Source organism: Polyangium mundeleinium, from assembly GCF_028369105.1.
Classification (GTDB): Bacteria; Myxococcota_A; Polyangia; order Polyangiales; family Polyangiaceae; genus Polyangium; species Polyangium mundeleinium.
Map to the genome: position 1 here is coordinate 3,512,281 of NZ_JAQNDO010000001.1, position 14,777 is coordinate 3,527,057.

The 14,777-nt window shown below is 67.8% G+C and carries 14 protein-coding genes; 10 read left to right on the forward strand and 4 right to left on the reverse strand.

The annotated features are described in order from the left end of the window. Positions 1-208 precede the first annotated feature (208 nt). The gene (locus tag POL67_RS14210) at positions 209-949 is read right to left on the reverse strand and encodes a hypothetical protein (protein ID WP_271917880.1); all 741 of its coding nucleotides are present in this window, start codon (positions 947-949) and stop codon (positions 209-211) included. Positions 950-1,023: 74 nt separating this feature from the next. Here POL67_RS14210 and POL67_RS14215 point away from each other — a divergent pair, with 74 nt between their 5' ends. Then, positions 1,024-1,563, forward strand: coding sequence for a GNAT family N-acetyltransferase (locus POL67_RS14215; RefSeq protein ID WP_271917881.1), 540 nt, complete (start codon positions 1,024-1,026; stop codon positions 1,561-1,563). 10 nt (positions 1,564-1,573) lie between these two features. Here POL67_RS14215 and POL67_RS14220 read toward each other — a convergent pair whose 3' ends face one another. Further along, positions 1,574-2,026 carry a hypothetical protein gene (locus POL67_RS14220; protein WP_271917882.1) on the reverse strand — a complete coding sequence of 151 codons (453 nt, stop codon included), beginning with the start codon at positions 2,024-2,026 and terminating at the stop codon, positions 1,574-1,576. Between the two features lie 63 nt (positions 2,027-2,089). Between POL67_RS14220 and POL67_RS14225 the strand changes: the two genes are divergently transcribed. From POL67_RS14225 to POL67_RS14265, 9 genes are all read left to right on the forward strand, one after another. After that, complete coding sequence (locus POL67_RS14225) at positions 2,090-2,974, forward strand: hypothetical protein (RefSeq protein WP_271917883.1); 885 nt, start codon at positions 2,090-2,092, stop codon at positions 2,972-2,974. Positions 2,975-3,092: 118 nt separating this feature from the next. Further along, positions 3,093-4,811 (forward strand): hypothetical protein, encoded by a 1,719-nt coding sequence (locus POL67_RS14230; protein ID WP_271917884.1) that lies wholly within the window; start codon positions 3,093-3,095, stop codon positions 4,809-4,811. Positions 4,812-4,921: 110 nt separating this feature from the next. Beyond that, the gene (locus POL67_RS14235; RefSeq protein WP_271917885.1) at positions 4,922-5,275 is read left to right on the forward strand and encodes a hypothetical protein; all 354 of its coding nucleotides are present in this window, start codon (positions 4,922-4,924) and stop codon (positions 5,273-5,275) included. A gap of 81 nt (positions 5,276-5,356) precedes the next feature. Next, on the forward strand, positions 5,357-7,705 hold the full coding sequence (locus POL67_RS14240; protein WP_271917887.1) for a type VI secretion system Vgr family protein: 2,349 nt from the start codon (positions 5,357-5,359) through the stop codon (positions 7,703-7,705). Positions 7,706-7,733: 28 nt separating this feature from the next. Then, positions 7,734-10,415 carry a DUF2169 family type VI secretion system accessory protein gene (locus POL67_RS14245; protein ID WP_271917888.1) on the forward strand — a complete coding sequence of 894 codons (2,682 nt, stop codon included), beginning with the start codon at positions 7,734-7,736 and terminating at the stop codon, positions 10,413-10,415. Continuing rightward, positions 10,412-11,467 (forward strand): pentapeptide repeat-containing protein, encoded by a 1,056-nt coding sequence (locus POL67_RS14250; protein ID WP_271917889.1) that lies wholly within the window; start codon positions 10,412-10,414, stop codon positions 11,465-11,467. Before POL67_RS14245 ends, POL67_RS14250 begins: the two co-directional genes overlap by 4 nt. Positions 11,468-11,483: 16 nt before the next feature. Beyond that, positions 11,484-12,137: a DUF3540 domain-containing protein gene (locus tag POL67_RS14255; RefSeq protein ID WP_271917890.1), complete on the forward strand. Its 654-nt coding sequence runs from the start codon at positions 11,484-11,486 to the stop codon at positions 12,135-12,137. 11 nt (positions 12,138-12,148) lie between these two features. After that, positions 12,149-12,541 (forward strand): DUF4150 domain-containing protein, encoded by a 393-nt coding sequence (locus POL67_RS14260; protein WP_136933552.1) that lies wholly within the window; start codon positions 12,149-12,151, stop codon positions 12,539-12,541. Further along, complete coding sequence (locus tag POL67_RS14265; RefSeq protein WP_271917891.1) at positions 12,538-13,287, forward strand: hypothetical protein; 750 nt, start codon at positions 12,538-12,540, stop codon at positions 13,285-13,287. Before POL67_RS14260 ends, POL67_RS14265 begins: the two co-directional genes overlap by 4 nt. Here POL67_RS14265 and POL67_RS14270 read toward each other — a convergent pair whose 3' ends face one another. Together POL67_RS14270 and thiM are read right to left on the reverse strand one after the other, a co-directional pair. Continuing rightward, entirely contained in the window at positions 13,288-13,974 is a 687-nt protein-coding gene (locus POL67_RS14270; RefSeq protein ID WP_271917892.1) for a DUF3750 domain-containing protein, read from the reverse strand. Continuing rightward, positions 13,971-14,768: a hydroxyethylthiazole kinase gene (thiM, locus tag POL67_RS14275; RefSeq protein ID WP_271917893.1), complete on the reverse strand. Its 798-nt coding sequence runs from the start codon at positions 14,766-14,768 to the stop codon at positions 13,971-13,973. Before thiM ends, POL67_RS14270 begins: the two co-directional genes overlap by 4 nt. Positions 14,769-14,777: the final 9 nt, after the last annotated feature.

Sequence of the window (14,777 nt, forward strand, 5' to 3'; positions counted from 1 at the left end):
ACGCCCAAGCCTCCCCCGAACTCCCGACCTCGGCGGAGGCTCACGTGCGAGCCTTCACGGAGGTCCCGACCTTGGCGGAGGCTCGCGTGCGAGCCTTCACGGAGGTCCCGACCTTGGCGGAGGCTCGCGTGCGAGCCTTCACGGAGGTCCCGACCTTGGCGGACCTTCGCCCGTGGGCCTCCGGGGAGGTCTCGACCTTGGCGGAGCCTCAGCCTTCGCCCGCGGCGGGCTCCGGCTTCTTCGTCCGCGCGGCGGCGGCTTGCTCGCGCATCGCTTGCAGCTCGTCCAGGTAGCTGAAGACACGCGCCTCCAGGTCCCTGGGCAGGGCCGGGTCTTCCTCGATCTCGTCGACGAGCGCGGCGCGGAACCTCGACAGCAAGCCGAGCGTCGCCGAGCGCACCTTGATGGCGGGCGCGCTCAGGCCATCGTTGCCCACGAGGGAGCGGTTGTGCAGGAGCTTGTCGAGGCCCTCGCCGGCCTCGACGAACGAGCTGGCCCAGTCGTACAGGGTCGCGCCGACGGGGAAGGGGACCCCGATCGATTGCAGCTCGGCTTTGCGGGAATCGAGCGCGTGGCGTTTGCGGGAGGCGGCGGCGGCCTCGTCCGCGTACGAGGCGCGGAGCGTGGAGAGCCTCGGCACGAAGGCGTCGCGGACCCCTTGCGCTGATTCTTTCAGGGCAGCGGGGGCCGTGGGCAGGCGCAGCAGGGCCTCGGTGAGGTAATAGATCGCCTCGCCGAACCCGTCGTGCTCGTCGTCCTTGTCGCCGAGCTGCTGCGCGAGGGGACGGCCGCCGCGCATGGCCTCGGGCAGCGCCTCGACCTGGGCCTGCTGCTTGGCGAGCATCTTTGCGTAGATTTTCCCGGTGCCGGAGAGCAGGAGGTCGTCCTTGCGTTCCGTCGCGAGGTTGCGGAGCACGAGGAGAAGATCCCCGAGATTGAGGTGGCGCATACGGGGGAAGAGGACACCTGGCGCGGGGCGGATGTCAAGATGAACGTGAGGGGTCGCGAGGTATGCTTGCGTCGATGTCGCCGCCCATCACCTTCCGCCCCCTCACCGCCGCCGATTTCCCCTTGCTGCACACCTGGCTCTCGCGGCCCCACATCGCCGAATGGTGGCAGCCCACGCCGACCCTCGACGAGCTCCGCGACGAGTACCTCCCGTGCCTCGCCGACGCGGCCACCTTGCCGCTCGACGCCCCGGCCGGCCTCATCCCGTACCTCGCGTGCGAGGACGGCCAGCCGTTCGCCTTCATCCAGGCGTATCGGGTCATGGCGACCCAGGCCGACGGCTGGTGGCTTACCGAGACCGACCCCTATGCGCTCGGCATCGACCAATCCATCGCCGACCCTGATCGAATCGGCAAAGGCCTCGGCACCCGCATGATCCGCGCGTTTCTCGAGGTTCTGTTCGCCGACCCGCGCGTGACCAAGGTGCAGACCGATCCCGAACCGACGAATGCGCGCGCCGTGGCTTGTTATCGCAAGGCAGGCTTCCGTGACGTGGCGGTGGTCGAGACGCTGGATGGGCCGGCGCTCTTGATGAACGTCCACCGCTCCGCCTGAGCCCGCTCCGTCACCCGACCGCTGCCCCAGGGCCTCGCCCGGCGTCCCCTCGCCGCGCGGGGCGCGCGCGCCGTTCGGCTTCGATCCACGCGAGCGCCTCGCGCTCGTCCGCGAGGAAGGCGAACGGGACGTGGGTCTCGTGGCGCCAGAACAGGCGCACGGCCTTGAGGGCCAGCGTGGCGAGGACGCGCTGCGGGAAGCCGCCGCCGATGAGCACGATGCCGCGCAGAAACGCGCGGGCGTCTCGCTCCGAGAGGAGGCGCCGGGCCTCCGGCGCGATGCCGTCGAGGTGCGTGAGGTCGACGAGCCAGAAGATCGGGCCCCGCTCGGCGTGGCGCTCGATCACGTCGAGCGCGAGCGCGAATTCGTCGCGGGAGATGGGGCCGACGGCGATGGTGTGAAGCAGATCGGGCGCCTCGAAACGATGGCGGTGCGTGCCGACGCGCTCCCAGGTATCGTCCATGCAGCTCTCTCACCTTCCTCTTTGCCGGGACGCGCGCAAGTCCCACGAGGACCAGGCCCGAACATGAGCCGATCCGCTTATGCGTACGCCCGTCATCTCGCGCCCATCCTCGTCGCGCTTTCCACGCTGAGCCCGAAGCCCGCGCCGTGGCTGCTCGCCGGCGCTGCGCTCCTCATCACCTTCGTCCCGCCCGACCTACGCCGCGTCGCCGCGGCGTATCGGGCCAAGGAGCCCATGGACCGCGGTGCTGTCCATCGCTCCCTCGGCTTCATCACCGCGGCTCTCGTGCTCGGCGGCGTGGGCTTTTCTCTGAAGAGCCCGGCGTCGGATTTCGCCACGCCCACGGCTGCGCTGGGCGTGCTCATGCTCCTCGCCACCCTGCTGGGTCTCGACAGCCCTTCGCTCGTGGAGGCGCTCGCGGTCGCCACGCCCACTGCGGAAGAACAGGCGCTCCTGCGCCCCACGGGTTTTTCGGACAGCCTGGCGGGGAGAGCCGAGCGGGAGCGGGTTGCCAGGGACGTGGAGGTGCGAGGGGAAGGGGCGCTCGCTATGTACGCGGTGATGCTGATCCTCGAATCGTCCGCCGCGCTCTTCGCGGGAATGGTGTTCGTGGTGATCGCGCTCGCCGGCGGCGCAGGTTCGGGGTGGGCGTGGCAAGGCGGCGGCGCGTTTGTGCTCGCCTTCGTCGCGTCGGGCGCGGCGGTCTCTCGGATTGCGTCTGCGGACGAAGGAAACCCTCTCACGCCGTTCGGCGGCGTGTTCCTCGTCGCGTTCGTGGGGGTCATGATCGCGGTGTCGAACGGGTGGAAAACGACGCTCGTGGGCGCGCCGATGGTCGTGCTCGCGATGCTGCTCACCATCATCCGACCCGTGAATCACCGCCGGGCGTGTGACGTCGTGTTTTGCCTCGGCGCGATTGCGACGGGCGTGGGGGTCCTCTTGGTCTGAAACGTCGGGCCTGGATTCCTCTATCGCGCGGCGATCCAGACGACCTCGTCGGCGGGCTTCTCGGCCGAGCGCTGCTTCGGGCTTGATTCGAGCTCAAAGGTTCAGGAACATGCGGTCCATGCGTAGCTTCGCTTGCGCGGGATGGCTCCTCGTCTCGTCGTCGCTCCTCGCCTGCGGCGGAGGCGGCTCCTCCGAAAGCGGCGCGGGCGCCGGGAATCCGCCCACCGATCCTGCCCTCGATGCGGTGATCCAGGAAGGCCTCAAGGCGTTCCGCAAGCCGGGCGTGCGAGGCGCTTGTGCAGGTTGCCACTCGCCGGATGGAATCGATATCGCGGCGATCGACTATGACGAGGCCACGATTCGCCGCCGCGCCGAGGCCGATCAGGTGGGCGCCGAGGAGACGGACGCCATCGTCGCGATGATCGACGCGCTGCGGAAAAAACACGCGATCGTGCCGGTGTCGAAGGCCGCGTACCGGCCGTACCAGCCGGGCGGCGAGGTCCTCGGCGAGCTGCCGCCCGAGGGCGAGATGGATTCGTACGAGCGCCGCGAAGCGCGCGACCGCGTGTTTCTCGCGTCGCTCGAAGAGCAGAAGCTCCGGATTCTCGACGGCGCCATCGACAGCATCGACAAGGCCGCGGCCGTGGCGGACGAGCTCGACGCGATCGACCTCCGCAAGCTCCGCGTGGGTATCCCCTTCGATCGCTGGTCCGAGGATCCCTTCAACACGCCGGCCGGCCTGCCGCCGTTCGAGAGCGTGGCCGAGTGGATCCCCTGGCATGCGCAGCGGCCGATCCTGGGGATGGACGAGGCCTGGTATGCAATCGTCGACGACTACCTCGCCGATCCGGCCGACGAGGGGAAGTTCTGGCGATTCTACGACGCGATCGACGAGATGACCGAGCCCGACGCCTGGAACGGCGGCGCCGACGAGCCCGGGATCGCCTGGAATCGCGAGAAATGGAAGAGCGTGCAGATCGCGCAGCACATGCTCTTCCGCATGAGGACCGACGAATACCCGAACGTGTGGCACGGGTCCGAGCCGCCGAGCGAGACGACGGGGCCCACGGAATCGGCGCGCAACCGCGCCATCGATCGCAATCCGATCTGGCACGTGGGCGACATCATCCGGGTGAACCCTTTGCATTGCACGGGCGCGAGCACCTGCATCGAGCTGCCCGATTTCTCCGACGTGCCCGAGGACGAGGACATCCGCGAGCTCCAGACCGACGTGATCCAGCAATCGTGGTTCTGGACCGCGTGGGAGTACGACGCGCCCCTGCTCATCGCCGGCAACGGCATTCCTTCGATCGACGGCGATTATTTCCTGTCCACGTTGATGAACCGATACGCGATCCACCACGGCTTCCTCATGGCGAAGGGGATGGTCGCGAAGGCGCGCGCGCCGCTCGGCTGGCTCAACGCGAAGGCGCCGGACCGGGATCGGAACAAGGAGGACCACAACGCGGCGGGGCACGGCAAATGGGCGAGCCCGCGGCCGTTCCTCCTCACGCGCCAGCTCGAAGGGACGCGGCACGTCGTGGGCGATCCGGCGCGGCAGCCGGCGCATACACGCATGGTGACGAATGCGATCCGGATGGGGCTCTACCTGATGAAAAAGGAGCTCGACGCGCCGAACCCGACGGTCTTCGACAAGGAGAGCACGCTCAAGAAGCTTGCGATCCTGAAGAGCTGGTTCCACGACGGAGAATGGGACGATCCGCTCTACAACACGGGCATCGATCCGCTGATCGACGAGCTCGTGGGCAAGGTCGCGGCCGCGACGGAGATCAAGGACCCGAGCATTCAGTTTCCCGACGCGAGCGACATCCAGTAGCGCGTCGGATCGTTGGGCACGGCACGCTTGTGTGGGGGGGCGCGCACCTGTAGTCTACGCGCCCGCAGGTGGACGGGATGACTTCTACGACAATCGCGTGGATCGTGGGCATGACCCTCTTAATCGCCTTTTTCGTATGGGCGGTGAGGGATTTCGGCAAGTTCAACGCGAAGCGCGAGCGCGTCTTCCGCGAGGGCCTGCGCGGCGAGGGCACGATCGTCGGCGTGACGGACGGCCTCGCGCGCAGGGGGTATGATCGTGAGGTGGTGCTCACGCTCGACGTCGTCTTGCCGGGACGGCCTGTTTCCCGGGCGGAGGCGCGTGTCTTCGCGGGCCAGGTGAAGGCGCGCGAGCTCGTACCGGGGGCCCGCCTGCCCGTGCTCGTGGATCCGGTCGACGCTTCGCGCGTCGTGGTCGATCCGGCGACCGGGCTCGCGACTTCGGATCTTTCGCTTCCCCGCTGAACGTCTCCCGCGCGCTCGCGCATTTGGATATACTGACGCTCCTTGAAGCCCGCCGGGCTTCCTCGCTTGAAGGAACAAACCATGTCCGACCTCATCACGTTCTCCTCGAGTGGCTTGCCGGATGACGTTCGCGTGGTGGGTTTCCGCGGACGGGAGTGGATCTCGAGGCCGTACCGATTCGAGATCTTCCTCGTGACGAAGGGCGAGGACGGCGAGGGCGTCGATCTCGGCGACGCCCTCGGCGCCAAGGCGCAGCTCGTGCTCGACCGCGCCGACGACCGGCTGCCCCCGTATGTGTTTGCGGGAATCCTCGCGGGGATCGAACTCCTGCACGAGACGGACGGGCAGGCGCTGCTGCGCGCGACGATGGTCCCGCGGCTATGGGAGCTCTCGCTCGCGCGGCACAGCCGGGTCTTCACGAACATGAGCATCCCGGAGATCCTGCAAGCGGTGCTGGAGGAGCACGGCATCTCGGGCGACGCGCTGGAGCTGCGGCTCGGCAGCTACGAGAAAGAGGCGCACGTCTGTCAGTATCGCGAGACGGACCTCGATTTCGTCTCGCGGTGGATGGAGCGCGAAGGCATTTATTATTTCTTCGCGCACGAAGAGGGCGGCGAGAAGCTCGTGCTCTGCGACAACATGGCCTACGAGGACGAGCCGATCGGGGTGCCCATCCGGTATTACCCGCAGACCGGCGCGGACGGGAGCGCGCGCGCCTCGTTCCGGTCGTTTCGCAGCGCCCACGTCTCGCTGCCCGCCTCCGTGAAGCTCACGGATTACGAATACACGAAACCCGGCCTCGACGTCTCGGGCAAGGCCACGATCTCGCAGCAAGGATCGGCCGAGGTCGTCCAGTACGGCGACCGGTTCTTCACGCCCGCGGCCGGCGCGCGTCTCGCCAAGCTGCGCGCAGAGGAGTCCAAGGCGCGGCAGATCGTGTTCCAGGCGGCGGGGACCCGCACGCACCTCCACGTGGGCAAGGCGTTCGAGCTGGAGGATCATCCGCGCGCCAAATTCAATGACCGGTACCTCGCGATCGAGGTGTCGCACCACGCCAACCAGGCGGCGGGCCTCTCGCATTTCCGGAAGCTCATCGATCTCCCGTACGACGAGGTGTATTTCGTCGATGTCCTCGCGATCCCGGCAAGCGTCCAGTTCCGGGCGGAGTCGCGCGTGCCCTGGCCGCGCATCCACGGCTTCGAGAACGGCGTCGTCGACGGCGCGGCGGAGAGCGAGTACGCGCAGATCGACGATATGGGGCGGTACAACATCAAGCTCCATTTCGACGAAGGCACGAACAAGGACGGCAAGGCGTCGACGTACGTGCGCATGATGCAGCCCCACGGCGGCGGCATCGAGGGATTTCACTTTCCGCTGCGGAAGGGCACCGAGGTCATCGTGAGCTTCCTGGGCGGTGATCCCGACCGCCCCGTCATCTCGGGCGTCGTGCCCAATGCGCTCACGCCGAGCCCGGTCACGAGCGGCAATCACACGAAAAACGTCATCCAGACGGGCGGGCGCAATCGCTGGGAGCTCGAGGACAAGGCGGGCCAGCAGCGCATCACGATGTCGACGCCCTACGCGAACACGTACATCCGCATGGGCTCGCCGAACAATGACCACGAGATGATCCTGAAGACGGATCAGCGTGGTCTCTGGCACACGTGTCAATCGACGGATCACATCGTCGGCACGTGGCAGAACATCGAGGTCGGCACGTACCAGACGGAGTCGATTGGTACGTACTACCAGATGCAGGTGGGCGGTTACAAGGAAGAGAGCGTCACCGGATACGTCAAGGAGACGTACGGCTCGACGAAGGACGAGAACGTGACCGGGAAGGTCACCGAGACATGGCCTGAGCAGGAGACGACGGTCTCGGGGCTCCGCAAGCAGCACGTGGGAACGCTCGACGTGGACGTCGACAACGATTCCACGCTCGACATCGGCGGCAACCAGACGATCAACGTGACGGGCGACCGCACGCTGAACGTGACGGGCAATCGCAATGACGTGGTCGTGGGCAACGTGACGGTGAACGTCACGCAGAACTACACGCAGAACGTCACGTCGAACATGAACGTCCTCGTGCTCGCGAGCCGCACGGAGACGGTCGCGGGCGAGGACAAGAGCATCTTCGGCGGGCCCGAGGCGAAGATCACGATGGGCCCGACCCTCGATTACGTGCTCCTGAACAAGAACGAGGGCGTCATCGGGTTGCATACCGAGACGAACGTGGGCGCCAAGATCGAGGTCTTCGTCGGCGCGAAGGTCGCCTTGCTCGCCGCGGCGAACTTCGAGATCGGGGCGTCGATCACCTTCGACGCGGTCCCCTTCAAGTGCAAGGCGGTCCAGACGAAGGCCGAGGCCATCATGAACTGGGTCGGCTGCAATGCGATCAACATCCTCTCCGGGATGAAGATCATCTGAGCGCGGATCCGCTCGTGCGAGGTCGCCCTTGAAGATCGTCAAACCGCAGCGTCTCGGCCTGCTGACGCATACGTTCGAGAATGACGGGCAGTCGTTTTTCGTGCTCACGGCGATGGCGTATTTCGCCTTCGACGCGCCGAACAAGCTGCTGCACGAGGTCGCGCTCTGGACGATGATCCCCGAGGAGCTCGGCGCGGATACGCCCTTCGACACGGGGATGACGAAGACACGCGGCGAGGTGGTCGTGACGGGCAAGGCCCACGCGCCCGCCGGCGCGAAGGTCCCGGCGCGGGCCGTGAAGCTGCGCGTCTTGCGCGGCGAGCGCGCGCTCGTCGACAAGGAGCTCTACGTCATCGGTGACCGGCGCTGGGAGCTCGGGGGGCCCACGGCGCCCGAGCCGTTCAGCGAGATGCCCGTCACCTGGGATCGCGCCTTCGGCGGCGCCGGATTCGAGTGGAATCCGATCGGCAAGGGGTTTGCCCCGACAGAGGCGAACGGAAAGCAGGTGCACCTGCTGCCGAACCTGGAGGACCCGAAGCGCCTCGTCACGAAAAAGGGCGACCGTCCCCAGCCCGTCGGTTTGGGTCCCGTCGACCAGACCTGGCCGCAGCGAATGCGCAAGGCAGGCACGTACGACGCGGAGTGGCTCGAGACGCGCTTCCCGGGCGTGGCGGCCGATATCGACTGGACGTTTTACAACGTGGCGCCCGAGGATCAGCAGATCGAGAAGTATTTCACGGGGAGCGAGGTCTTCGAGGTGCACGGGATGCACCCGGAGCGCCCGACGTCCAGCGTGCGCCTCCCCGAGCTGCGCGCCCGGCTTTTCATCGTGCAGCGGACGAAGGACGGCGAGGAGCTGCGCGAGGCCGCGTCGCGGATCGATACGGTGTGGCTTTTCCCGAACAAGGAGCGTGGCGTCGCCATTTTCCGCGGGGTGCTCGAGATCGCGGAGGACGACGCGGCTGACGTGCTGCACGTCATTGCGGCCTTCGAGCGCCCCGGCGAGGTGCGGCCCACGTCGCATTACCTCTCCGTGCTGGAGAAGCGGAAGGACAAGAAGCGCGGGGCCATGCACGCGCTCGTCGACGCGGACCTCATGCCGGTGCCGCCGGAGGGCGAGGAGGCCCCCTCCGACGAGGATTGGAACGACATGGTCGCGGTCGCGAGGACCGAGGGCCTGATGCAGAAGCGGCTCGAAGCGCGGGCCGACAAGCAGATCGCGGCGGCGCGCGCGGAGATCGTCGCCGCGGGGCTCGACCCGTCGGCGCTCGACGCGGAGGTCGCGAAGAAGCGCGAGCCACCGCCAAAGGACGTGAACGAGCTCGTCGCGGTCTTCGATCGCGCGGAGAAGGAGGCGGAGGAGGCCCGCAAACAAGCGGAGACGTCGCTCGCCGAGCTCGAGGCCGAGGCGCGGCAGGCGCTCGGCACCCTCGGGGTCGATTACGAGGCGGCGGTCCGGAAGTCGAAGGAGAAGGGCGGAGGGCCTCCGAAGTTTTCCGCGGAGAAAGAGCTCGACGGGCTACGCGCAATGGTCGAGCTCGGCAAGAACGCGGGCACCCCGCTGAAGGACGCCGAGGCGAAGCTCGCGAGCCCAGAGTTCGTCGCGGCGCTGCACGAGACGGAGCGGCGGCTTTTCGAGGCGTACCGGCGTTACACCCACCTCTTCCCGCCGGCCAGCGGGCAAGACGAGGAGGGGAACCGGGCGCTCCGCGCGGCACTCGAAGAGGCGCGCGCCAAGGGGGAGAGTTTGGCGGGGCGTGATTTCACGGGCGCCGATCTCTCGGGGATCGACCTCTCGGGGATGAACCTGCACCGAGCATTGCTGGAGAAGGTGAACCTCGCGGGCGCGAATCTGAGCGGCGCGGACCTCACGGACGCGACGCTGGCGCGGGCGACGCTCGACGGGGCGAACCTCTCGGGCGCGAAGCTCCGCGGCGCGAACCTCGGCCAGGCGCGGCTGCGGGAGACGCGGCTCGACGGCGGGATCGATTTCACGGGCGCCGTCTTCTACCAGGCCGACCTCGGCGGCGCGAAGCTCCGCGGCGCGTCGCTCGTCTCGGCGCAGTTGCTCGAGACGAAGCTCGACGGCGTCGACTTCGGCGGGGCGAAGATCGACAAGGCGTTGTTCCTGAAATCGAGCCTCGCAGGCGCGAGTTTTACGAATGCGTCGCTCGTCGAAGCGATTTTCCTGGAGGTCGGGCTCGACGGGGCGAAGTTCGCCGCGGCGACGCTGACGGACGCGACGTTCGTGAAGGCAAAGGGGCAAGGCGTCTCGTTCGCGGGCGCGAGCCTCCAGGGAGCGCGGATCGTGCTCGAATGCGCATTTCCACAGGCCGATTTCCGCGGGGCGCGGTTCCGGCGCACGTGCATGCGCGGCGTGGCCTTCCCGGGGGCCGATTTCACGGGCGCCGAGATGCCGGAGGTCGATCTCTCCGAGTGTGATCTCTCGGGCGCGAAGATGCGCGGCGTGCAGGCGGACGGGAGCCTGTTCATCCGGACCGATCTCTCGAATGCGGACCTCGTGGCCGCGACCATGAAGATGGCGATCCTGCAGAAAGCGAAGCTCCACGGCACGGATCTCCGGGGCGCGAACCTGTTCCGGAGCGATATGGCCAAGGTCAAGCTCGACGCGAAGACGAACGTGAAGGACGCCCTCGTCACGCAGGCCCGCGTGATCCCCGAGCGGCGCAAACGGGAGGGGACGTCGTGAACCGCGAGGAACTTTTGCGCCGCATCGAGGGCGAGGACGTCATCGAGAAGGTTTGGCTCTCCGGGGAAGACCTCTCCGGGATCGACCTCTCCGGCGCCATTTTCGAGAACGTGAAATTCGTCGGGACGAACCTGTCCGGCGCGAACCTGAAGGAGGCCGCGTTCCTCGGCTGCGATTTCGGGAACGCGAACCTCGGGTCGGCGGCGATGCGGCACGCGATCTTCAACGAGTGCGAGCTGCCGGCGGCGAAGCTCGACGGGGCGGATCTCGCGGCGACGAAGTTCAATGCGTCGAACCTGGAGGAGGCCTCGCTGCGCGGGGCGAAGCTCGTCGCGACCATGTTCGTGGACGGCAAGCTCGACGACGCATCGTTCGCGGGCGCGACGCTCGACAAGGCGAACATCCTGAGCACGAGCACGCAGCGCATCTCGCTCGAAGGCGCGGTCCTCGAGCGCGCGAACGTGCTGCATTGTGATCTCTCGAAGGCGAAGCTCGAGGGCGCGCGTTTTCACATGGCGGTCCTCATCGGCTGCGACCTGTCCGGACAATCGCTCGCGGGGCTCGACCTCGCGAAGACGCAGTTCATGGACGCGAACCTCAAGCGCGCCGATCTCTCCAAGGCGCGGTGCAACAACTGCAATTTCAAGGGCGCGAACCTCGAAGAGGCGAAGCTCGACGGGGCGCGCCTCGAACAGGCGCTCTTCGCGGAGGCAAAGATGGTGAAGGCGAGCCTGCGCGGGGCGAACCTGAGCCAGGCGATGCTCGTCGACCTCGACGCGCCCGGCGCCGATTTCCGGGACGTGAAGGCGCAGATGTCGGTCTGGCAGAAGTCGCGCCTCGTGGGCGCGACGTTCCAGGGCGCCGAGCTCCATTACGCTGATTTTTCGTACGCCGACGTGAGCGCCGCCGCGTTCCAGGGCGCCACGTTGTTCCGGGCGCGCTTCCACCGCGTGAAGGAGGAAGCGACGACGTTCGGGCCGAGCCGCGCCGTCGCGCTCGGCGACGACGTCGAGCTCGCGAAGGCCGAGGATTACAAGTCGTCTCATCGATGATCGGAGAGCGAGAGCCATGCGAAACCTAGCGACGAAACAGAGACCCTCGGACCTGGCGACGGAGCTCGCGGGCGAAGTCCTCCGCGTGGAAGGTGCCGTCTTTTTCGTGCGGGCCGACGGCGCCGTGCACGAGGCGCGGCGGGCGGCGAGCTGCCTGCTCGAACCGGTGGTGGGGGATCGGGTGCTGCTCGCGGCGATCGGCGACGGATCGTCCTACGTGCTCGCCGTGCTCGAACGCGCGGAGGGCGCATCCGCGACGCTCTCGGTCGAGGGGGATTGCGCGCTGCGGCTGCCGAACGGGCGGCTCTCGGTGACGACCGCGAAGGGCGTCGGGGTCGTCTCCGCGGGGGACATCTCCATGGTCGCGCCCGCCGTCGAGGTGAAAGCGGCGGAGGGCACGTTTGGCCTCGGCCGCTTGACCGTCGTCGGCAAGGAGCTGCTCGCCGAGATCGCGTCCGCGAAGACCAAGGTCGGCGCGCTCGACGTCGTGGCGGAGCGGGTGATGCAGCAGGTGAAGCGCGCCTACCGGTTCGTCGAGGAAATGGATCAGCTCCGGGCGAAGCGGGTCGATTACACGGCCGAGAAGAGCATGCACCTCCACGGCGAGAACACGCTGATGACGGCCGACGGGCTGGTCAAGCTCGACGGCGAGCACATTCACATGGGTTAAGGGGACCTGCCATGTTCGCGAATACGCAGATGATGGGAATGGACCTCGGCTTTCCGGACGTGTGCCTCACGCCCACGCCCGCGCCCGTGCCCATTCCTTATCCCAACATCCAGATGGGGCCGATGACCGTCCCCGCGGCCTACCATTGCCTGATGATGTGCGCGCCTGCGCACAACATGTTCTCGACCGGGGTGATGAGCATGGGCGATACGCCGGGCATCGCGCTCGGCGTCGCGAGCGGAATGGTGATGGGGCCGCGCCGCCACGTGACGGGCGCGTTCACGTGCCTCGTCGGCGGAGCGCCCGTCACGCGCATGACGAGCGCGGCGATCCAGAACAACACGAATTGCCCAGGGATGAGGATCGTGCCGAGCCAGGTGCAGGTGCTCGTCCTCTCTCCGTGAAACGCGTGGCGCGTCCCTACACCGTCCGTATCGCATCCCCCGCGCGCGCTCGCCGAGCAGGAACGACGGCCCTCGCCGGACTCGCGGCGGCCGCCGTATGCGTGAGCTTCGTGGTGCCGGCGCGGGCCGAGCTCCCCGGCGTCGAAGATCGCCGGTATGGCCTCGGCAGCGTGAACATGTTCCTGCGGTACGCGCAGGTCCGCGACCCCGAGGCCGCGCGGGATCTGTCGGGCCTGTTCATGGGCGGGCTCTCCGCGCGTGCCTTGTATGGCAAGCGGCTCGCCTATGCGTTTGGCCTGGGGCTCGAGCTCGGCGCGGGCGGGGCGCCGGGCTTTGGCTTCGGGTTCGAGTTGTATCCAGCCGGCGTCGCGGTCGCGATCGGGCCGTCGGGGTATTTCGGGATTTTCACCGGCATCGGCGTGAACGGCGTGACGGCGCGCGTGCCCATGACGCTCGTGCTCCCGACCGAAATCCGGCTGGAGCTCGACGTCACGGAGCGCGCGCGGCTCGGCGCGCTCTTCGCGGTGAACTGGACCCCGGCGGATGACGTGCGGCAAACCCGCGCGGGGATGAGCCCGTTCGTCGACGAGACCACGATGGCCCTCACGGCGCGGTTCGGCAAGACGTTCGAGAAATACGGCACGCTGATGGGCCGCGGGTATTTCTTTCGCCTGGAGCGGCGCGAGCTGATGCGGACCGTGTTCCTCGGGTTCACATTCGGCTGGGAGCTCGACGCGGCGAAATGATCAGCGATCGTCGAAGCCGAGCCGGCCCGGGTTGACCGGCAAGATCAACGCCGGCGGCCACCAATCCACGCCGATCGTCAATCCCAGGATGTGCAGCTCCACGCCCTCCCGCAGGCCGAGCTTCACGCCGGCGATCCACGTCTCGACCTGCAGGCCCGTGCCGCCGCTCGTTTGCGAGATCCCGATCGGCCCCCGATAATCCTTGCCGATGGCCGTCGACGGCAGGTCGACCGGGATCTTGCAGCGCCGGAGCATCTGATCCACGTAGGTATTGCTGTTCGGGCCGGGGATCGGCCAGTAATCGGGGTGCTCCTCGTTGTACCGCGGCGTCTCCTCGTCGAGGCATTCGACGATCTTCCGGATCGAGATTCGATCCCCCTCGACGAGCCCGTGCAGCGCCACGTCCCCCTCGCCGAAGTACTCCAGCGGCTGCGACGTCGGTTCCTTGAAGGCCCGCGAAAGCAGCTCGTACCGGAGCAGCGTGCCCTGGTCCGCGACGTTCGCCACGATCCACGCGTGCCGCGCCACCATCGTGATCGGCTCGGGCATCTCGCCGCTGAGCACGGCGACGTAAGGCTTGTCCGCGGCGGGCAAGGTGGTCGGGCGCCGCAAGACGACACAACCCGCGCTCGACGTGAGCGCGGCCGCGGCGAGCGCGACGTGGGCGAGGAGGCCGGCTTTGTTCACGTCAACCTCACGCGCGCGAGGGCGGCTTCGTCGAGTTGGTACAGGGCGTCGAGCAGGTTCATTTGCAGGCTGCCAGGGCCGGCGCTGCGTGCTGCGGCGATCTCACCCGCGACGCCGATCACGGCCATGGCGTGCGCGGAGGCGACGAGCGGATCGGGCTCCACCGCGAGGAAGGCCCCGACAAGCGCGCTCGCCGTGCATCCGAGGCCCGTCACCCGCGGCATCATGGGGTGGCCGTTACGAACGGCGAGCAGCTTGTCGCCGTCGGTCACGTAATCGACGGCGCCGCTCACCACGACCACGCATTTGTAGGTCTGCGCGAGCTGCCGCGCCGGCTCGATCGCGGCTTGCGACGGGTCGGTGCTGTCGACGCCGCGCGTGTGCTTCGAGCTCACGGCCGCGAGGGCGAGGACCTCGGAGGCGTTCGCCCGGATGACCGTGGGCCCGATCTGGGCGAGCTGATCCGAGACGCGCGTCCGGAGCGGCGTGGCGCCGACCCCGACCGGATCGAGCACCCACGGTTTGTCGAGCTCGTTCGCGCGTGTGGCGCAGAGGCGCATCGCCGTGATCCACGGCGCCGAGAGCGTCCCGATGTTGATCACGAGCGACGCGGCGATGGCCACGAATTCCTCGACCTCCTCGGCTGCGTGCACCATCGCCGGCGCGGCGCCGAGCGCGAGGAGGGCGTTCGCCGTGGTGTTCATCACGACGTAATTGGTGATGTTGTGCACGAGCGGTTGGCCCGTCCGGACCTTTTGCACCGATTCCCAGACTGCGCGTGCGTGATTCCCCATGGCCTGCTC

What these genes read in the sequence shown, in the direction of transcription:
- POL67_RS14210 (WP_271917880.1), bottom strand. Translation starts at nt 949, where the DNA reads ATGCGCCACCTCAATCTCGGGGATCTTCTCCTCGTGCTCCGCAACCTC.
- POL67_RS14215 (WP_271917881.1), top strand. Translation starts at nt 1,024, where the DNA reads ATGTCGCCGCCCATCACCTTCCGCCCCCTCACCGCCGCCGATTTCCCC.
- POL67_RS14220 (WP_271917882.1), bottom strand. Translation starts at nt 2,026, where the DNA reads ATGGACGATACCTGGGAGCGCGTCGGCACGCACCGCCATCGTTTCGAG.
- POL67_RS14225 (WP_271917883.1), top strand. Translation starts at nt 2,090, where the DNA reads ATGAGCCGATCCGCTTATGCGTACGCCCGTCATCTCGCGCCCATCCTC.
- POL67_RS14230 (WP_271917884.1), top strand. Translation starts at nt 3,093, where the DNA reads ATGCGTAGCTTCGCTTGCGCGGGATGGCTCCTCGTCTCGTCGTCGCTC.
- POL67_RS14235 (WP_271917885.1), top strand. Translation starts at nt 4,922, where the DNA reads ATGACCCTCTTAATCGCCTTTTTCGTATGGGCGGTGAGGGATTTCGGC.
- POL67_RS14240 (WP_271917887.1), top strand. Translation starts at nt 5,357, where the DNA reads ATGTCCGACCTCATCACGTTCTCCTCGAGTGGCTTGCCGGATGACGTT.
- POL67_RS14255 (WP_271917890.1), top strand. Translation starts at nt 11,484, where the DNA reads ATGCGAAACCTAGCGACGAAACAGAGACCCTCGGACCTGGCGACGGAG.
- POL67_RS14260 (WP_136933552.1), top strand. Translation starts at nt 12,149, where the DNA reads ATGTTCGCGAATACGCAGATGATGGGAATGGACCTCGGCTTTCCGGAC.
- thiM (WP_271917893.1), bottom strand. Translation starts at nt 14,768, where the DNA reads ATGGGGAATCACGCACGCGCAGTCTGGGAATCGGTGCAAAAGGTCCGG.